Raw genomic sequence first — 20,253 nt, forward strand, 5'->3', positions numbered from 1 at the left:
ACCAGAGCATGGGAGTCATAAGGGCTTCCTCCTAATGGAGCCCTTACATATCCGTAAAGTTTATGCTGACAGAATTCTCATGCAATTGGTTGAGCCAACAACATCCATTACATCACCCTGAGTGATGATGACTAAATCACCTTCATGCAAGAAGCCTTGTTCCTTGAGGCTGGCAATCGCTGCTTGAGCTGTTGGTAAGCCTGCATCACAATTCGATTCAAAATATACTGGTGTTACACCACGATAAAGAGCGGCTCGATTCAAGGTTGATTCATTACGTGAGAGCGCAAAAATCGGTAAGCCTGAGCTTAAGCGAGACATCAGCAAAGCCGTTCTACCAGACTCCGTTAACGAAATCATCGCTTCAATTCCTTCCATATGGTTCGCAGAGTACATCGTTGCCATAGCAATCGTCTCTCCGGCAGTCTCGAATGTACGGTCTAAGCGGTAATTCGATAGGCTTGCTTCAGACATTTTTTCTGCCCCGGCACATACTTCAGCCATCGACTTGACGGTTTCTACCGGGAATTTACCTGCAGCGGTCTCTCCGGATAACATGACCGCATCGGTGCCGTCTAAAACCGCATTGGCGACGTCCATTACTTCGGCGCGAGTTGGCATTGGGTTGGTAATCATTGATTCCATCATTTGTGTCGCGGTGATGACAATACGATTTAGGCTGCGAGCACGACGAATCAGTTTTTTCTGCACGCCGATGAGTTCAGGATCGCCAATTTCTACCCCTAAGTCGCCACGAGCGACCATCACCACATCGGATGCGAGAATAATGTCGTCAATAGTTTCATTGCTTGCAACGGTTTCTGCACGCTCCACTTTGGCAACTAACATCGGCTCTAAACCTGCGTCTCGAGCTAATCGCCGTGCATAATGCATGTCCTCGCCATTGCGCGGGAAAGAAATAGCAAGGTAATCGACTTGAATTTTTGCAGCGGTAATGATGTCGGCTTTGTCTTTTTCCGTTAACGCATCGGCTGATAAACCTCCCCCCTTTTTATTGATGCCTTTGTTGTTGGAGAGTGGTCCACCAACAACCACGCGTGTATGGACTTTATTGCCTTTTACGCTGGTCACTTGCAGTTGAACGCGTCCGTCATCGAGTAATAGGATGTCATTGGGTAAAACATCTTGTGGCAGTTCTTTATAATCTAATCCGACTGACTCTTGATTACCTTCGCCTTTGGGTAGGTCGCTGTCTAACGTGAATGCATCACCCACATTGAGCATGACGATGCCGTCTTTAAAGGTGGATACGCGGATTTTTGGGCCTTGTAAATCGCCAAGGATTGCTACCTGACGTCCAAGTTTTGCCGCAATAGCGCGTACGTTTTTGGCGCGTTTAATATGATCTTCACTGGTACCATGTGAAAAGTTCATGCGGACAACGTTCGCACCGGCTTTGATGATCTCCTCAAGTACATTGTCCTTATCCGTTGAAGGACCAAGCGTGGTGACAATTTTGGTTCGTCTTAATTTGGAAGTCATAGGTTCTCCGATGAATGTGTGTGATCAAAATTGCTCGAATTCTATTCTTATTTTACCCGACCGCTTAGTGGCGGTTTTTAAGTTGGGTCAGTGGCGTTTAGGATTTAAGTATATGCAGAGAATGTTTTACATTAAGCGTAACCTTCACAAAACGGCAGATATTTCATAGAGAACTTGGTCCCTATTTTGTAAGGAGGCTCAGTACGAGCGGGTGCTGTTCACCTAATTTGGTGAATAAAATAAGTTATTTTTCAAACAATTTAACAGGAGTAGATTCTTCGTTATTTGATTGAATACACAAACAAACAGGTTTATACGTGATGCTTGTCACGGGGATTTATTAATTCACTTCACAATTAGTTCGCAAAGTAAAAAAATTGTCTCGTTATAGAATTTCGGAGTGCAAGATGTACATGGCTCAACCGGGCCATATTGATCATATCAAACAGGTCAATGCTGGTCGTGTATATAAACTAATTGACCTAAAGGGTCCAATCTCTCGAATTGATTTATCAAAGCAGAGTGAGCTTGCGCCTGCGAGTATCACCAAAATCACGCGAGAATTAATTGAAGCACACTTGATTCATGAAACGACGGTACAAGAAGCCATAAGTCGTGGCCGACCTGCCGTGGGTTTGCAGGTCAACAATGAGGGGTGGCAATTCTTATCGATGCGTTTAGGTCGTGGTTATTTAACCATTGCACTTCATGAGCTGGGTGGCGATGTGCTTATCGATACCAAAATCGAAATTCATGAACGTGACCAAGAAGACGTACTCGAACGCTTACTTTATGAAATTGAAGAATTTTTTCAAACGTATGCCGATCAACTAGATCGTGTTACCAGCATTGCAATTACGCTGCCTGGCCTTGTGAACTCTGAACAAGGTGTGGTGCTGCAAATGCCTCACTATAATGTCGAAAATCTAGCGTTGGGCCCAGAGATATACAAAGCAACGGGCTTACCCGTATTTATTGCTAATGACACCCGCGCTTGGGCATTAGCAGAAAAGCTGTTTGGTCACTCCCAAGAAAACGATAACTCGGTCCTTATCTCCATTCATCATGGTTTAGGTGCTGGGATTATTCTTGATGGTCGCGTTTTACAGGGTCGTCATGGCAATATTGGTGAACTTGGTCATATTCAAATCGACCCAAACGGTAAGCGTTGCCACTGTGGCAATATCGGCTGTTTGGAAACCGTTGCAAGCTCGCAAGCGATTCGTGACGAAGTGGTAAGGCGACTGGCTGAGGGTGAAGCGTCGATTCTTACTGAGCAAGAGGAAATGAGTATCGAAAGCATCTGTGAAGCGGCAGCTAACGGAGATATCTTAGCCGTGGATGTAATTGAAAAGCTTGGCCGCTATTTAGGTTCCGCGATTGCTATTGTGATTAATTTATTTAATCCAGAAAAGATTTTGATTGGTGGGGTTATTAATCAAGCGAAAGAAGTCCTTTATCCAGCGGTTCGCCGTTGTATTGAAGAGCAGAGCCTTCCTGTTTATCACCAAGACTTAGAATTGGTGGAGTCACGTTTCTATAAGCAGGCGACAATGCCAGGTGCTGCACTGATAAAGCAAGCGCTTTACGATGGTCAGTTGTTGATGAAGGTTGTTGAAGGTTAATCATTAAACCTCTTGAGACTATTTGAATATAGTTATTACATTCAGGATAACTTAGGGTGAAGCCTAACGGCTCACCCTTTTTTGATCATCTCTGAGATGAGTGATGTGCTTATTCAGCCTCAACCATCGGCGTTTGGCCTACGGTGTCACGTAATCTTTGCCAAATACTGCCCAGATACTCATGCCAATAAAGCTCAGTTTGTTCCAAGTAACGAGCTTTAGGGGAGTATTTATCCCAAGGTTGGTTGATATCACTAATCGCTAAGAAGTTCGTTGGTGCTGGAATTGGTTTTATGCCCGCGGCATGGAATTCATACAGCGCTCGGCTCATATGGCTTGCCGACGTAACTAACACAATCTCTTTTTGCTGGACAAAAGCGGCTGCCTGCCGAGCTTCTTCCCATGTGTCTTTCGCATCTTCTAATAAAATAATATCCGATTTCGCAACACCTAATGCTAATGCAACATTAGCCATCATCCTTGCATGACTAATTTCAGAGCCCCCGGCATAGCCAGATAAAATGAACTTAGCTCCTGGGTACATACGTAAAATACGAATGCCTTCTGTTAAGCGCATTAACGCCGCACGACTTAACTGAGAGGTGGGAGGGATTTCGTCATCGATGACGTGACTATTCCCTAAAACCATCACGTAGTCGATAGTGCCAGAGACGGGCAAAAAAGCTTTATGCTCTCGCTCTAATGGCATAAGAAGTTTAGTTGAAACAGGCTGAAAGGCAACAAGGAAAATGCCGACAAAAGAGAACAGAACAACGAAACAGCCAGTTTTACGTTTGGTAGTAAAACTAATGAGAGCAAGCCCCACCAAACCTATCAGCAGCAATGCCGGTAGAGGCATAAACAAGGCTGATACTACTTTTTTCAGCTCAAACATACATAAATAGTCCGAAAAAACATCAATTGATAATAAAAATGAGGATACCCCTCTTTATTCCTGCTTTCCTTGTGCCAGAATAGCGGCACAATCCGTTATGATAACTCAGCAGAAGTGACAGAAGACCGCAATTTCGACGATATCGCCCACAAATTTGCAAAAAATATTTACGGCTCCGATAAAGGGGAGATCCGCCAAATCATTGTGTGGGAAGATTTTCTACAGATTCTAAGTGAATTAGATGCTGAGCAGCAACCCCTAGATGTTTTAGATGCTGGTGGTGGTTTGGCACAAATGTCGCAAAAGCTTGCTAAGCTCGGACATCGTGTTGCTTTATGTGATCTATCTTCGGAAATGCTGCAGCTAGCCAAACAGGATATTGAAAAAAACGGTTTGCTTGAGCAGTATCGCCTGATTCATTCGCCTGTCCAATCCATTGGTGAGTATATGGAGGCGCAGGTGGATCTTGTTATGTTCCATGCCGTGATGGAGTGGTTAGTCGACCCTAAGACTGCACTTGAAACGGTACTAGAACAAGTAAAACCGGGAGGCGTCGCATCGGTGATGTTCTACAACCACCATGGTTTAGTTTATAAAAACGTAGTTTGTGGCAACATTCCTCATGTTCTAGACGGCATGCCTCACCGAAAAAGATTTAAACTACAGCCGCAAAAAGGCTTAAAACCTGAAGAGGTCTACCAATGGATAGAAGACTCGGGTTTTAGTATTTGTGGAAAATCTGGTATTCGCTCGTTCAGTGATTACATCGGCAATATGCAATACATGGGTGATTACGAGTTTGAAGATGTGTTGGCGCTAGAAAAACAACTTTGTCGACAAGAGCCATACCTCTCATTAGGCCGCTACATTCACGTGTGGGCTAAAAAGAATGATAAACAGGAATAACAATGAGTGAGATGACTCTCAATGCTGCAGAGCAACCAATCGATGAGTTGGTTGGCTGGGTTAAGCAGCACGATTTCTCGTTGAACCTGACCACTGAGCGATTGGCGTTTTTGATAGCCATCGCTGTACTAAGTAATGAAAGGTTCGATGAAGAACTGGGTGAAGGTGAATTGCACGACGCATTTGCCATCGTCACTCGACTTTTTGATGAGACTGGTGAAGCCTCTGCTTTTCGTGCGAACAACGCCGTCAACGAGATGGTCAAGCAGCGCCTTATTAGCCGTTTTGTCAGTGAGATCACTGACGGAGCGAGTATTTACCGCTTGTCGCCTTTAGCGATAGGGATCACCGACCATTATTTGCGTCATCGTGAGTTCTCGAAACTTCGCTTATCTATCCAACTATCCATGATAGCGGATGAGATGGCGAAGGCGATTGACGCGGCACAACAAGGTGGCACGCCGGGCCATTGGAAGAAAAACGTATATGGGGTTTTGAAATATTCCGTGTGCGAAATTTTCGACCAAATAGACCTGAACCAACGTGTGATGGATGAACAGCAGCAGTCGGTTAAATTGCAGATCGCCGATCTGTTGAACAAAGACTGGCGTGACGCGATTAATAACTGTGAAGCGTTACTATCAGAAACCTCCAGCACGTTGCGTGAACTTCAAGATACGCTGCAAGCCGCCAGTGATGAGCTGCAAACTCAGATCCTAGACATCCAAGAGCTTGTTTACGGTGATCCTGAGTTGGAGTTTATTGATGAAGCTCTATTCGGTCTACAAATGAAATTAGACCGGATCACGAGTTGGGGCCAGCAAGCCATCGACCTCTGGATTGGTTACGACCGACACGTCCACAAGTTTATTCGTACCGCCATTGATATGGATAAAAACCGAGCGTTTAGCTCGCGTCTACGTCAATCCATCAAAGATTACTTCGATATGCCTTGGTATTTGATTTATGCCGATGCAGAAAGGCTCTCTGACCTTCGTGACGAGGCGTTGGTGCTACGTGATGACGAAGTCACTGGCCTGGTTCCGATGGAAGTAGAATACGAAGAGTTTCAACAAGTCAATGATGAGCTGTCTGAGCGAATTGGTGACATGCTAAAAGCGCATAAAGAGCAAGAAGCACCAATCGATTTGAGTGTGGTACTGCGTGATTACCTCGTGCAGCACCCTTACACTCATCATTTTGATTTAGCTCGAATTATTGTTGATCAAGCCGTGCGTCTGGGGTATTCGGAATCGGATTACCAAGCGATTCAACCAGACTGGAAAGCAATCAATGAATTTGGGGCAAAGGTACAAGCGAATGTCATCGACCGATACTAATGAATACATGTCAGATAAACTGGCAAAAGCAATTTCTAACCCTCTGTTCCCAGCGCTAGACAGCATGCTTCGAGCAGGGCGTCATATCTCAAGTGAAGACCTCGACAACCACGCATTGTTGTCGGATTTTGAACTTGAGCTTTCGTCTTTCTACCAGCGCTACAACACCGAGTTGGTGAAAGCGCCAGAAGGTTTCTTCTATCTTCGTCCACGCTCAACGTCTTTGATTGGGCGTAGTGTTCTGTCTGAGCTAGATATGTTGGTGGGTAAGGTTCTGTGTTTCCTTTACCTAAGCCCAGAGCGTCTCGCACACGAAGGCATCTTCACCAACCAAGAGCTTTACGACGAATTGCTTGCTCTAGCAGATGAAAACAAGCTGATAAAGCTGGTAACGAACCGAGCGACGGGCTCTGATCTGGATAAAGAGAAGTTGTTTGAGAAGGTTCGTACTTCACTTCGTCGTCTTCGTCGTCTTGGTATGCTCATCAACATTGGTGAAACCGGCAAGTTCAGTATCAGTGAAGCGGTATTCCGTTTTGGTGCTGAGGTTCGTGTTGGTGATGACGTGCGTGAAGCACAGCTACGTCTTATCCGTGATGGCGAAGCGGTCGTGCACACTAAAGAGCCGAGCCAAGGCAGCCTGTTGTCTGAAGATGAGTCAGACGAACAAGCCCAAGCAGAAATGACAGAAGAGGGTGAAGCATGAGCATGATTGAACGTGGTAAATATCAGTCGCTGACCATGGTCAACTGGAACGGCTTCTTTGCCCGAACTTTTGATATTGATGATCTGGTGACGACACTCTCGGGTGGTAACGGTGCAGGTAAATCCACCACAATGGCGGCATTCATCACCGCATTGATTCCTGACCAAACGCTACTGCACTTCCGTAACACAACCGAAGCGGGCAGCAGCCAATCGTCTCGCGATAAAGGTTTATACGGTAAACTACAGCCGGGCGCGTGTTATGCGGCGCTAGATGTGGTGAACTCACGTAACCAACGCTTACTGTTTGCAGTAAAACTGCAGCAAGTTGCGGGTCGTGATAAGAAAGTAGACATCAAACCGTTTGTTATTCAAGGCCTTCCGAGCCATGTAAAACCAACGGACATTCTAGTTGAGAGCGTATCGGCGACACAGGCTCGTGTGCGTCAAATCAACGAAGTGAAAGACGCGATTTCTGAGTTTGAAGGCGTTCAGTTCAAAGCTTTCGCTTCAATTGTAGATTACCATACGCAAATGTTTGAATTTGGCGTGGTACCGAAGAAACTGCGTAACTCCAGTGACCGTTCTAAATTTTACCGTTTGATTGAAGCATCACTTTACGGTGGTATCTCGAGTGCGATTACACGTTCATTGCGTGACTACCTTCTGCCACAAAACGGCGGCGTGAAGAAAGCATTCCAAGATATGGAATCAGCGCTACGTGAAAACCGCATGACGCTCGAAGCGATCAAAACCACGCAAGCCGATCGTGACCTGTTCAAGCACTTGATTACAGAGTCGACCAACTACGTGGCGGCAGACTACATGCGCCACGCGAACGACCGTCGTAAAAAGCTAGATCAAACCTTGGCGTTGCGAACGGAGTTATTTGGTTCACGTGAGACGTTAATTGAACAGAACAATTTGCTTAATCGTGTCCAAGAAGAACTAGAGCAGCTTGTTGAATCAGAATCGGCACTGGAACAGGACTACCAAGCGGCTTCCGACCATTTGCAGTTGGTGCAGAATGCATTGCGTCAACAAGAAAAGATCGAACGTTATCTTGAAGATCTTGAAGAGCTCAATGAGCGTCTTGAAGAACAAATGATGGTGGTAGAAGAAGCGCAAGAACGCGTAATGATGGCGGAAGAGCAAGCGACGGTTTCTGAAGAAGAAGTCGATAGCCTTAAGACTCAGCTTGCCGATTACCAACAGGCGCTTGATGTTCAGCAAACGCGAGCTCTTCAATACCAGCAAGCGGTCCAAGCGCTTGAGAAAGCAAAACAGCTATTGGGTGACGACACCCTAACGGCGGAATCGGCACAAACGTTGGTTTCTGAGCTAAAGCAAAAAGAAGCGGAAAACACTAACACGTTACTTTCCGTTAAGCACAAGCTTGACATGTCATCGGCTGCGGCAGAGCAGTTTGAAACCGCGCTGAAGCTTGTACAAAGTGTTGCTGGTCAAGTGGAGCGTAAAGAGGCTTCTGATCATGCTAAAGCGATCATCACCAAATCGCGCGAAGCGCAGCAAACGGTACAAAATGAGCAACAATGGCGTGCGCAACACCGTGATCTAGAGCGTAGCCTCAATCAGCAGCATCAAGCTCGTGAGCTAGTGGCAGACTATAAAAAGCAATGTCATGTTGAGCTGGTGGACGAAGTCACCTTAGAGCAAGAGCGTGAACGCCATGCCATGCAAATCGAATCGCTTGAGATTGCCCAAGAAGAGGTGCGTGAACAGCGTGGTGACCAACGTCGTCTTGAGCAAGATGCCATAGCAGAAATCAACAAGCTTGAAGCGATAGCACCAACTTGGATAGCGGCGAACGATGCACTAGCGAAACTGTGTGAGCAGAGCGGTATTGAACTTGAAGATCGCCATGCGGTGATGAACCACATGCAAGCGGTTCTGGAGCAAGAGAAAGCACTGTCTCTGACAAAAGACAAACTGGCAGAGCGTCGCGCTCAGCTTGAAGATGAAATCGAGCGTTTAGCCTCTCCAGGTGGCTCAAACGATCCTCGCCTGAAAGGTCTTGCGGACACGCTAGGGGGGGTATTGTTGTCGGAAATCTACGATGACATTACCATTAACGATGCACCATACTTTAGCGCGATGTATGGTCCTGCGCGCCACGCGATTGTTGTTTCAGATCTCACAGATATCGAAGAGAAATTGGTTGAGCTGGACGATTGCCCGGAAGATTTGTACATCATCGAAGGCGACATTGATGCCTTTGATGACAGCTCATTCGATGCAGAAGAACTAGAAGGCGCGGTTTGCGTTCGTATGAACGAGCGTCAAATGCGTTACTCACGATTACCTGAAATTCCACTGTTTGGCCGTGCTGCCCGTGAGCAACGTTTAGAACGCTTGCGTAACGAACGTGAAGAAGTGGTGGAGAAGCATGCGAAAGCAGCATTCGATTCACAGAAAATGCAGCGTTTATACCAAGCGTTTAACCAGTTTGTTTCTAATCATATTCAAATCGCTTTTGACGCCGATCCTGAACAAGCGTTAGCAAACATTCGTGACCAGCGCAGCCAAACGTCGCGTGTATTAGCGGATTTGGATGCCAAAGAGCAACAACAACGTTCTCAGCTGCTGCTTAGTAAACAAGCGTTAACATCATTAGATAAGCTGGCACCAAGCATGGTGTTAATTGAAGATGAGTCATTGCAAGCTCGTTTTGATGAGCTAGAAGAAAAAATCGCGCAGCTTGCAGAAGCCAAAAACTTCCTAAGCAGTCATGCGAAAACGGTGGCACAACTTGAGAAAATAGTGTCTGCGCTGGAGGTTGACCCAGAGCAATTCGACGCGCTAGAAGCTGAATACCAGACAGCGGATGAACAGTTGCAAAATCTGAAAAAGCAGATCTTCGCTTTGTCAGATCTGGTTGAACGTCGTCACTATTTCGCATACTCAGACTCTGTTGACCTGCTTAATCAGAGCAGCGAACTGAGTGAACAGCTAAAAGCGAAATTGGTTCAAGCTGAACAGACGCGTGCTCGCTCTCGTGAAGATCTAAAGCAAGCGCAAGCACAAATGAACCAATACAACCAGGTGTTGGCCTCGTTGAAGAGTTCACACCAAGCGAAGCAAGAAACCGTGCAAGAGTTCAAGCAAGAACTGCAAGAGTACGGCGTAAATGCAGACGAAGGTGCGGAAGAACGCGCGATGCGTCGCCGTGATGAACTTCATGAGCGTTTGCATACTTCACGCAGTCGTAAGAGTGAATATGAGCGCACTATCACCGCGACCGAACTCGAGATGAAAGGCTTGGCGAAGCGTCTGAAGAAAGTGCAGAAGGAATACGCTGAACTGCGTAAGTTTGTTGTTGCGGCGAAAGCAGGTTGGTGCTCAGTCCTGCGTCTTGCCCGTGAAAATGATGTTGAACGTCGTCTACATAAGCGTGAGCTGGCATACATGTCGACCGATGAGCTGCGTTCAATGTCGGATAAATCCTTGGGTGCGTTGCGTCTAGCAGTGGCTAATAATGACGATCTGCGTGATGCGTTGCGTCAGTCAGAAGACAATGCGCGTCCTGAGCGTAAAGTTCTGTTTTATATTGCGGTTTATCAGCATCTTCGCGAGCGAATTCGCCAGGATATCATCCGTACCGATGATCCTGTCGAAGCCATTGAAGAAATGGAAGTCGAGCTAGCGCGTCTGACCGAGGAACTCACGCAACGTGAAAACCGTTTGGCGATCAGCTCTGAGTCCGTCGCAAGCATCATTAATAAAACGATTCAGCGTGAACAAAACCGCATTCGTATGCTCAACCAAGGTTTGTCTAATATCTCCTTTGGTCAGGTGAAAGGTGTTCGTCTGAACGTGAAAATCCGTGAAAGCCATGAAGTGTTATTGAATGGTCTCTCTGCTCAGCAAGAACAGCACAAAGACCTGTTTGAGTCTCCACGCTTCACTTTCTCAGAAGCAATGGCGAAACTGTTCCAGCGTGTGAACCCGCATATTGACATGGGGCAACGTTCTCCGCAGGTTCTCGGCGAAGAACTACTCGACTACCGTAACTATCTAGAACTCAGTGTGGAAGTGAACCGTGGCTCTGACGGCTGGTTACAAGCGGAGTCAGGTGCGCTATCAACCGGTGAGGCCATCGGTACTGGCCAATCAATTCTCCTGATGGTGGTGCAAAGCTGGGAGGAAGAGTCGCGCCGATTGCGTAGTAAAGATATCGTGCCATGTCGTTTACTGTTCCTCGATGAAGCCGCGCGTTTGGATACGAAGTCTATCTCGACGCTGTTCGAATTATGTGATCGTCTGGATATGCAGCTTCTGATTGCCGCCCCTGAAAACATCAGCCCAGAAAAAGGCACAACCTACAAGCTGGTGCGTAAGGTGTTTAAAGACCACGAACATGTTCACGTAGTCGGGTTACGTGGCTTCGGCCAAAACGAGAAGCCCAAAAGCGAAGCTCAAGAGATGGTTGAAGAGTTTGAGTCCTAAGTTTAATAGCCTAAAAACGCCCGCATTATCGCGGGCGTTTTTGTATCTTGAGCTAACTAAAGGGGGCCGATTCCCCTATAAAATAAGCCGAGTCTGTAGGACGACAGTCTCGGCTTTTTATCAGGACTTAGAGTGGAAGATATGTTCTATTTATCTGAAATATCGTCTCTAACATCAATCATTTCAGCAAGTTCTTCAAGTGCTTGGACAGAAAGGGCAGACAAGCGTTGTAAGTGCTGATCTAAACTCTCTTGCTCTTCAAGCTCTGGTTCATCATTATTTGTTTCTTTTTTATGCATTTCTCAACCTCTTAAGTTGAGTAAGGGGAACCCTCATCATACCTAAAAAGTTAAGAGAAAAAGAAACAGTCCATGTTTATTTTGTTAGCCTGATCATTGATTGGTTCTATAAATGAGGGGGCATTCGTTTGGAAAAGGTGGGTTCTTGCTGAAAAGGGAAGAGCTAGCAACCGGAGGTGATTGCTAGCAGAAGAGCGTTAGAATTGAGGTTTTACTCCGAATTGTTCTGCCGCGTAAGTGACACGTTCGAGAGGCTTTGGGTATTCAGCCGGTGTACCGAGGCTTTCAATATGTTTTAAACGAGGAAGCAAGCCAACCCCATTGGCGATTTGGATTGCCAAGCCGGGGCGAGCATTCAGTTCTAAAACCATTGGACCCTCTTCTTTATCGATCACCATATCGGTGCCCATATAACCTAAGCCAGTCATTTCCCATGCGCTGGATGCAAGTTCTAGCAAGCGCTCCCAATGAGGAACTTGTAACGTTGAAAGGTCTTTACCAGTATCTGGGTGGTGGGTAACGGGTTGGTCGAATTGCACGGCACGGATTGCTTTACCGGTGGCAATATCAATCCCCACACCGACAGCACCTTGGTGAAGGTTTGCTTTACCATCTGAAGCCGCGGTTGAGCAACGCATCATCGCCATGACTGGGTAGCCCTTAAATACGATGATTCGAACATCTGGTACACCTTCGTAACTAAAGCCATCGAAGCAATCGTCAAACTTAATCAAGTTTTCTACGACCGCGACATCGTTTTTCCCACCAAGAGAGAAAAGCCCTGCCAGTGCGTTACTGATGTGGCGCTCGACTTCTTCTTTGCCAATGGTTGAGCCAGACGGCTTGGTATATACGCCATCTTTGTGCGATGTAATAACCAAAATACCTTTACCGCCACTGCCTTGGGCGGGCTTGATGACGAAACCAGGCCAGTCTTGTACCATCTTATGGATGGTCTTCACTTCTGCTTGGTTATGAATAACACCGATCAGGGCAGGAACGGTAGCCCCCGCCGCTTGAGCGATGATTTTTGTTTTTAGCTTGTCATCGACTAATGGGTATTTAGAGCGGTCATTGTAGCGGCCAATGTAGCTGTGGTTACGTTTGTTCATCCCCATAATGCCTTTATGGCGAAGCTTTGCTGGCGAAGTAAAACGTTTGAACATCGTTTAGTCCTCCGCTAGTGGTTTGAAGCGACGTAGCTCAGTGAGTCGGTAACCTGTATAAGTACCAAGCAGTAGAATGCCAGCCAGAACAATCAACTGTAGACCAATAAAATTAAAAGAGAGGTGTTGGATGTATGAGTTGGTCATTGCTAGATAAACTAATACAGCAGTCAGCAGTGAACCACCACCTTGTAGCGCGACTTCTTTTGCACCCTCCTCTTCCCATAAAATCGACATACGCTCGATGGTCCATGACAGGATGATCATTGGGAAGAAGGTGATCGTTAGTCCTTCGGTTAGGCCCATTTTAAATGCGACAACCGTAAATACAGAGATGATCATAATAACGGCAATAATAACGGCCGATATCCGCGCCACGAGGAGTAAATTCAGCCTTGATAAATAACTTCGAATAATTAAGCCTGTACCAACAATAAGTAAGAAACCGACGATGCCCGTGAGCAGTTGAGTTTGGACAAAAGCAACGGCGATCAGGACGGGCATAAACGTACCAGACGTTTTCAGGCCGATAATCACACGCAAGAACACTACGATCAGAGCACCGATAGGGATCAGCATGATAGTCTTGAACATCGCTTGCTCTTCAAGAGGTAAGCTATGAATGGAAATGTTCAGCAATCCATCGGCTTCTATTTTATTGTTGGTCGCCTGTTGAGAGGTCATATCTTGCTGAATCATCGAGAAATGAACTTGGCTATTCTGACCACCAACCAAATCAAGTAGGGATACATTTGATTCGTCCCAAATCAACAGGTTCGGTTGTACCGCTTTTTGTTCTGAATTCGGGGAAAACAGAATCCAATCCTTGCCAGACCACACTTGAACCATTGGCTGAATGGTTTGTCGCCGACGCCCATCTTCCAGTTCAATAACGCCTACAGTTTTGCTCTGTATGCCAGCGGTCAATAAGATATTGTGTAGCGCATCAGTGCGGCTAAAATCATTCAGCAGCAATGAAGAGTTTTGGCTATCAGGGTCGTTCAGTTCCTTGATAAGTTCGCGAGTAAACGTCACATTATCGGCTGAGCGGCTCATCGCACGTTCGATCAATGCATTCGCAGCAGCAGCTTGCGGTGCTGATAAGGTTGGTGGTGTGATATCGTCAGTCGGCGGTAGTGGTGTTACCTTGGCTTGAGGGTCTACTAAAAACTGTGCTTTGTAATAAATGGTTTGGGGGCCTTTGGCTTGACGGATAGACCACTCAGCACGACGTCCAGAATCTGAGTTGATGTATGAAACGCCGTAACCAGAAGAGGAAGCTGACTCACCGATAAGTGTATAACCTTTTTGTGTGTGAGGCGCAGCAAGGGAGGCTTTGACTTCATTACCGTTAGCATTGAACTCAATGCGTGCTTCTACATCCCATACCTGACGTGTTTCGCCTGGAGTCCATGGCACGCCATAGTTTTCGTGTCTGAAAAGACTCAAAGCAATGCCCGCAATCACCAACAAGATGATTGAAAGGTAAAACGGTATTTTTGACGTCATAATCTACCTTATTATTTTTTATCTTCTTTTGTTTGGATATAGGTACGGCTCACATCGACCAGAGCAATGTCACGCATAAATTCTCTACCCAGCAAAATAGGATGGTTCATGTGTGAGCGATCTGCCAACGTAAATTGCGCCTTTTCATGAATTTTCCCCACGCGCACCCACAATTCGACTACCACGCGACGTTCTAGTTCTTCACTGGTTACTTGGCGAATTTTCACATAGCGAACAACGGGTGCTTCAATCCAAATGTTTTTTTCTTCTTCGGACTTACTGGTATCTTCAAGATGGAATCGAACCCAGTTATTCCCGTTTCTTTCGAACTCTTCAATATTGACTGCATTTAAAGACGAAGTCGCTGCTCCTGTATCAACCCGTGCATCAAAGGTCTGCTTGATGGAGTCGATGGTCACTTTTTCGATAGAGCCAAGAATAATGTCGTGAGTAGGCGTCGGCTCGGCGGGCCCGGGGGCTTGGACAATCACTGGATCTTTTGGTTTTTTGACTTCTGCCATTACTTCGTCACGGAATGTAAGAAGATCAACCTGTAACGCATCGACTTGGTCTTCAAGGCTATCGATATAGTCCAATTGGTTACTGAGCTGTAACTCTAAGTTAGTAATGCGATTATTAATATTCGCATCTGAAGCTTGGATAGCGGCTAACGTTTCTTGGTGATACTGTTCACCTTTGGTCAGTGTGCATCCAGATAGTAAGGCGATGGCAACAACCGGAGTCAATCGTAATAACATTGAAAACCTTGAAATTGGATTAAGTTATTTGTTTTTTAGGAGTTTAGCTTATATCGTTAAAGCCTCACAAGTAAGAATGTTTCTCTATGACTTATTGTGGGAGGAATAGTGATGAAAAGCCGAAAATCAAGGACATAAAACGAATCCTTAGTCAGGACATGTTTATATCTCGCCACAAAAGCAGTTCGGAAGATAACCATGTCCCACTACAAGAAGAAAGGGTAATGTCTTAACTGAGCGAATGAGTTAAGACAATGTCAGAAATCTCAGCGAATTACGGCTTGCGCGCAACCAGAACGGCACGGCGGGGAGCAGGGTATCCTTCAACGGTTTTGCAAGGGTCGTTGGGGTCTAAATAGTCTGGCAGTGAATTATGCGTCATCCAGTCAGTGGTTCTTTGCTCATCAACCGACGTGACGTTTTCATCGACGATACGCACATCTTCGAATCCAACCAACTCTAACCATACCTTCAGTGCCTTGGCTGAAGGGAAGAAGTACACATTGCGCATTTGAGCGTAACGAGAGGTTGGCACCAATACCGAATTTTCATCGCCTTCGATAACCAGTGTTTCCAGTACAAGCTCACCGCCTGCAACCAATTGTTCTTTAAGTTGGATAAGATGGTCTAAAGGAGAGCGACGGTGATAGAGAACGCCCATGCTGAACACAGTATCGAATGCTTCCAACTTAGGTAATTGTTCAATGCCAAGCGGCAAAAGGTGAGCGCGCTGGTCACCCCCCATCAATTTTCGGATGGCTTCAAATTGAATGAGGAACAAGTGCGAAGGGTCGATGCCGACACAAAGACGAGCGCCTGCGCCCAGCATTCGCCACATGTGGTAACCGTTACCACATCCAACATCCAGTACGCTGCGGTTTTTTAACGGAGAAATATGTGGAAGCACGCGATCCCACTTCCAGTCACTGCGCCATTCCGTATCAATATGAATGCCATGTAAGCGGTATGGGCCTTTACGCCACGGGTGAAAAGTACGAAGCAAGTTCTCTAATTTCTTCAACTCCCAATGAGGCATTGGTTCAATGTTTGAAATCGTCACCGAATCTGTAATATCGATAGTGTCTGGCTGGCCAGCAGGGATCTTGTTCAGTGCTTTCAACCAGCGACCAAAGTCACCGTGCTCTGCATTTTTCCAGTCTGTTAGCTGTTGTGGTAACACATTGAGCCAAGGCTGAAGACGTGTGTCTTGGGCAATCAATTGGTAGAAATTTGCAAAGTTAAACATAGTTAGTTAATCGCTGAGTGGATAATGTGAAAAGTAAATAATGTTTGGTTTTAATAGACTGAATGCCATTTACTTAATCGCAAACATAGAGCCAAAGTTAAAACACTGGAACCAAATGTCGTAGCTGGAGAACCCAATCTTTGCGAAGCGTTCTTTGTGTTCTTTTTTTGAGTCTGGACGCATGACATTTTCTATCGCGCTGCGTTTTTGGCTGATCTCTAACTCGCTGTAGCCATTAGCGCGTTTAAAGTCGTGATGAAGGTCGATTAAAAGTTCGTTAGAAACGTCATCCTCAAACACAAATTTTTCTGACAAGATTAAAATCCCACCAGGACGAAGGCCAGCATAGATTTTTTCTAACAACGTATAACGGTTGTCGGGTGAAAGAAACTGGAGGGTAAAGTTCAGCACAACCACTGAAGCATTTTCGATTTCGATATTACGAATATCGGCTTCAACTACGTTCACTGGTGTGTCACTGCGATAGGCATTAACGTGTAATTTACAACGCTCGACCATGGCCGGTGAGTTGTCTACCGCAATAATTTGGCAACCTTCTTGTTTGATATGGCGGCGCATCGACAATGTTGCAGCACCTAAAGAACAACCTAAGTCGTAGATGTTCGAATGGGGTTTAACAAAACGTTCAGCCAGCATACCAATAGCAGAAATAATATTGCTATAACCCGGCACCGATCGTTGAATCATGTCAGGAAATACTTCCGCTACGCGTTCATCGAACGTGAAATCCCCAATTTTATCGATTGGAGCCGAAAAAATAGTATCTGGATTGTTTTTATGGTTCATAACCAAATCTCTGCATACAAGCCGCCTGAAAACGTCAGGCACCAAAAAAGCGCGTATTTTATGGGAAATTTGCGCTTCTGTCATTATTTAGAACATTTGCAACTGCGAGTTGCCATCGTTAGCGGGGAAAGAAGTTAAGTCAGGGAGCGTGATTCGCTTTTGTATATCTTTATAAAGATTTGCTGCCAACTTTGGCGCAATAATATTATCCGCGGTATGGATCATGACATACGGTTGTTTACCTTCTGCAATCCATTGTGGCAACTTACTTAGCCATGGCGTAAAAAACTTGTAATTTTGCTGTTCTTCTGGGTGACCGATAAAACGAATCAGAGGTTGTGAAGCGGTAGCAATGGCGTGGACAGGCACTCTTGGCTTTTTCATTTGCGCATCAATGATCGTCTCATTATCTGGCTTAGCGGCAAAGACAGGACGGCTATCCATAATAATTCGGTCAATGTTATTTTCCACTAACCATTGGTTAAGTGCGCGTTCTTCCTCGCCCTTAGAGAAAAATGCCATATGACGAACTTCAACACCAAGTGGGAAGTTAGGAGGGAAATGGGCACAAAACTGTTTCAATCTATCAATGTGTTCTGGGCCAAACGCCGCAGGCAATTGAATCGTCCATTGACCGACGCGATCATGCAAAGGCTCCATGACTTTCATGAAGTCTCGCAGTTGCTCACCACATCCTCTTAGCATTTGCTCATGAGTGATGGCTTTAGGCAGCTTAAAAGTAAACTTGAAATCATCGTGAGTTGCTGACTTCCAGTTGTGCACGGTATTAAGACTTGGCGTAGCGTAAAAGGTAGTGTTGCCTTCGACAGTATGGAAAACCTGAGCGTATTTCTCTAAACGCTCGGCTGGCTTTGTTCCACTGCCATAAAAGCTTTGCTGCCATTGGTTGTGCGACCACATGGTCAACCCTAATCGAAGCGGTAGCGTTTCCATTGTTCTTCTTTGCATTTGTTGAGGTGTTCACTTTACGAGAATTTTGCTGAAATGGGTAATTTCAAGCTATAATCAGCACCAATTTTTTCGCCTTGGTGCGCTTTTGAACATTTGTTGTGTTAAAAAGCACCAATGAACGATAAAACACACTTAATTGTATGTTGAGTAGTCGATTTTCATAGGCTTTCAGCGTATAACGGAATCTTTGCTCTGCTTAGCAATGAGGCTGGACAGAGCGTAGTTAACAATATTTGAGAGATTGGGAATTTCATTATGCGTACCCATTACTGTGGTCACCTGAACAAGTCCCTTGCAGGACAAACTGTAGAACTTTGCGGCTGGGTTAACCGTCGTCGTGATTTAGGCGGTCTTATTTTTATTGATATGCGAGATCGCGAAGGTATCGTTCAGGTAGTTGTTGATCCAGATATGGCGAATGCGTATGAAGTGGCTAATACACTTCGTAATGAATTCTGTATCAAACTGACGGGTGAAGTGCGCGTTCGTCCAGAAAGCCAAGCAAACAAAGACATGGCAACGGGTGAAGTTGAAGTCTTGGCGACAGGCCTAGAGATCATCAACCGCAGTGATGTTCCACCACTAGACTTCAACCAGAAGAACTCAGAAGAACAACGTCTGAAGTACCGATACTTAGATCTACGTCGTCCAGAAATGAGCGACCGTATCAAGCTACGTGCGAAAGCATCAAGCTTCGTTCGCCGTTTCCTAGATGACAACGGCTTCTTAGACATTGAAACTCCAGTACTAACCAAAGCGACACCAGAAGGTGCGCGTGACTACCTAGTACCTAGCCGTGTTCACAAAGGCAGCTTCTACGCGCTTCCTCAGTCTCCACAGCTATTCAAACAGCTTCTAATGATGTCTGGTTTTGACCGTTACTACCAAATCGTTAAGTGTTTTCGTGATGAAGACCTACGCGCTGACCGTCAACCAGAATTCACTCAAATCGATATCGAAACGTCATTCATGACGGCTGAGCAAGTACGTGAAGTGACTGAAAACATGGTTCGCGATATGTGGCAAGAGCTACTAAACGTAGACCTAGGTCAGTTCCCAGTCATGCCATTCAGCGAAGCGATTCGCCGTTTCGGCTCTGACAAGCCAGACCTACGTAACCCGCTAGAATTAGTTGACGTTGCGGATCTAGTGAAAGACGTTGAGTTTAAAGTATTCTCTGGTCCAGCAAACGATGAGAAAGGCCGCGTTGCCGTTATTCGCGTTCCAGGTGGTGCATCTTTGACTCGTAAGCAAATTGATGGCTACGGCGAGTTCGTTGGTATCTACGGTGCGAAAGGTCTAGCATGGATGAAGGTTAACGACCGTGCAGCGGGCATGGAAGGTATCCAGTCTCCAGTGGCTAAGTTCCTAAACGAAGACGTGATCAACGCTATCCTAGATCGTACTCAAGCTGAATCTGGTGACATCATCCTATTTGGCGCTGATAAAGCGGGCATCGTTGCAGAAGCTATGGGTGCACTGCGTCTGAAGCTAGGTAAAGATCTAGAGCTAACTGACGAATCTGCATGGGCTCCACTATGGGTGGTTGACTTCCCAATGTTCGAAGAAGATGACGAAGGCAACCTACACGCGATGCACCACCCATTCACATCGCCACTAGGTTTGACAGCGGAAGAGCTAAAAGCGAACCCAGCGGCGGCAAACTCTAACGCTTACGATATGGTTCTAAATGGCTACGAAGTGGGCGGCGGTTCTGTCCGTATCCACAACGCCGACATGCAAGAAGCCGTATTTGATATTCTAGGTATCACACCTGAAGAGCAACAGCTTAAGTTCGGCTTCCTGCTTGATGCACTGAAATTCGGTACGCCGCCACACGCTGGTCTTGCATTCGGTCTTGACCGTCTAGTGATGCTGCTATGTGGTACCGAGAACATCCGTGATGTTATCGCATTCCCGAAAACAACAGCAGCGGCGTGTCTACTAACAGACGCCCCAAGCATTGCTAACCCAGCAGCGCTAGAAGAACTCGCGATTGCAGTGAAAGCCGCGAAAGAAAAAGACGCAGAATAAGCGCACAACATGTGAAGAAAA

15 protein-coding genes are annotated in these 20,253 nt (G+C 46.0%); 6 read left to right on the forward strand and 9 right to left on the reverse strand.

The window, feature by feature from the left end; translation table 11 throughout:
* Nucleotides 1-60: 60 nt before the first annotated feature.
* A complete protein-coding gene (gene pyk / locus ATG66_RS10660) occupies nucleotides 61-1,503 on the reverse strand; it encodes a pyruvate kinase (protein WP_098415274.1) in 1,443 nt (480 codons plus the stop codon).
* Nucleotides 1,504-1,910: 407 nt separating this feature from the next.
* Here pyk and mlc point away from each other — a divergent pair, with 407 nt between their 5' ends.
* Complete coding sequence (gene mlc / locus ATG66_RS10665; protein WP_098415275.1) at nucleotides 1,911-3,128, forward strand: sugar metabolism global transcriptional regulator Mlc; 1,218 nt, start codon at nucleotides 1,911-1,913, stop codon at nucleotides 3,126-3,128.
* Between the two features lie 109 nt (nucleotides 3,129-3,237).
* On the opposite strand, the gene elyC is transcribed toward mlc, so the two are convergent.
* Complete coding sequence (elyC, locus tag ATG66_RS10670) at nucleotides 3,238-4,023, reverse strand: envelope biogenesis factor ElyC (protein WP_098415276.1); 786 nt, start codon at nucleotides 4,021-4,023, stop codon at nucleotides 3,238-3,240.
* A gap of 114 nt (nucleotides 4,024-4,137) precedes the next feature.
* Between elyC and cmoM the strand changes: the two genes are divergently transcribed.
* Genes cmoM through mukB form a run of 4 tightly spaced genes read left to right on the forward strand, consistent with a single transcriptional unit; the run spans nucleotide 4,138 to nucleotide 11,441 of the window.
* Nucleotides 4,138-4,929 (forward strand): tRNA uridine 5-oxyacetic acid(34) methyltransferase CmoM, encoded by a 792-nt coding sequence (gene cmoM / locus ATG66_RS10675; RefSeq protein ID WP_098415896.1) that lies wholly within the window; start codon nucleotides 4,138-4,140, stop codon nucleotides 4,927-4,929.
* A 2-nt stretch (nucleotides 4,930-4,931) separates the two neighbouring features.
* Nucleotides 4,932-6,269: a chromosome partition protein MukF gene (mukF, locus tag ATG66_RS10680; protein ID WP_098415277.1), complete on the forward strand. Its 1,338-nt coding sequence runs from the start codon at nucleotides 4,932-4,934 to the stop codon at nucleotides 6,267-6,269.
* Nucleotides 6,250-6,975 (forward strand): chromosome partition protein MukE, encoded by a 726-nt coding sequence (gene mukE / locus ATG66_RS10685; RefSeq protein WP_179885637.1) that lies wholly within the window; start codon nucleotides 6,250-6,252, stop codon nucleotides 6,973-6,975. The genes mukF and mukE overlap by 20 nt, the downstream gene beginning before the upstream one ends.
* Nucleotides 6,976-6,977: 2 nt before the next feature.
* Nucleotides 6,978-11,441 (forward strand): chromosome partition protein MukB, encoded by a 4,464-nt coding sequence (gene mukB / locus ATG66_RS10690; RefSeq protein ID WP_098415898.1) that lies wholly within the window; start codon nucleotides 6,978-6,980, stop codon nucleotides 11,439-11,441.
* Nucleotides 11,442-11,587: 146 nt separating this feature from the next.
* Here mukB and ATG66_RS20825 read toward each other — a convergent pair whose 3' ends face one another.
* The 7 genes from ATG66_RS20825 to ATG66_RS10730 all read right to left on the reverse strand — a co-directional run bounded on the left by ATG66_RS20825 (nucleotide 11,588) and on the right by ATG66_RS10730 (nucleotide 18,180).
* Entirely contained in the window at nucleotides 11,588-11,740 is a 153-nt protein-coding gene (locus tag ATG66_RS20825; RefSeq protein ID WP_098415278.1) for a hypothetical protein, read from the reverse strand.
* 197 nt (nucleotides 11,741-11,937) lie between these two features.
* Complete coding sequence (locus ATG66_RS10700; RefSeq protein WP_098415279.1) at nucleotides 11,938-12,906, reverse strand: alpha-L-glutamate ligase-like protein; 969 nt, start codon at nucleotides 12,904-12,906, stop codon at nucleotides 11,938-11,940.
* A gap of 3 nt (nucleotides 12,907-12,909) precedes the next feature.
* Nucleotides 12,910-14,415, reverse strand: coding sequence for an inactive transglutaminase family protein (locus tag ATG66_RS10705; protein ID WP_098415280.1), 1,506 nt, complete (start codon nucleotides 14,413-14,415; stop codon nucleotides 12,910-12,912).
* Between the two features lie 11 nt (nucleotides 14,416-14,426).
* Entirely contained in the window at nucleotides 14,427-15,173 is a 747-nt protein-coding gene (locus ATG66_RS10710; RefSeq protein ID WP_098415281.1) for an ATP-dependent zinc protease family protein, read from the reverse strand.
* 274 nt (nucleotides 15,174-15,447) lie between these two features.
* Nucleotides 15,448-16,419: a tRNA 5-methoxyuridine(34)/uridine 5-oxyacetic acid(34) synthase CmoB gene (gene cmoB, locus ATG66_RS10720; RefSeq protein ID WP_098415283.1), complete on the reverse strand. Its 972-nt coding sequence runs from the start codon at nucleotides 16,417-16,419 to the stop codon at nucleotides 15,448-15,450.
* A gap of 69 nt (nucleotides 16,420-16,488) precedes the next feature.
* Nucleotides 16,489-17,226, reverse strand: coding sequence for a carboxy-S-adenosyl-L-methionine synthase CmoA (gene cmoA, locus ATG66_RS10725; protein WP_098415284.1), 738 nt, complete (start codon nucleotides 17,224-17,226; stop codon nucleotides 16,489-16,491).
* Nucleotides 17,227-17,313: 87 nt separating this feature from the next.
* Complete coding sequence (locus ATG66_RS10730) at nucleotides 17,314-18,180, reverse strand: DUF72 domain-containing protein (RefSeq protein ID WP_098415285.1); 867 nt, start codon at nucleotides 18,178-18,180, stop codon at nucleotides 17,314-17,316.
* A 273-nt stretch (nucleotides 18,181-18,453) separates the two neighbouring features.
* Here ATG66_RS10730 and aspS point away from each other — a divergent pair, with 273 nt between their 5' ends.
* Nucleotides 18,454-20,232: an aspartate--tRNA ligase gene (gene aspS, locus ATG66_RS10735; protein ID WP_098415286.1), complete on the forward strand. Its 1,779-nt coding sequence runs from the start codon at nucleotides 18,454-18,456 to the stop codon at nucleotides 20,230-20,232.
* The last annotated feature ends 21 nt before the right edge of the window (nucleotides 20,233-20,253 follow it).

The organism is Vibrio sp. ES.051, from assembly GCF_002563795.1.
Lineage (GTDB): Bacteria > Pseudomonadota > Gammaproteobacteria > Enterobacterales > Vibrionaceae > Vibrio.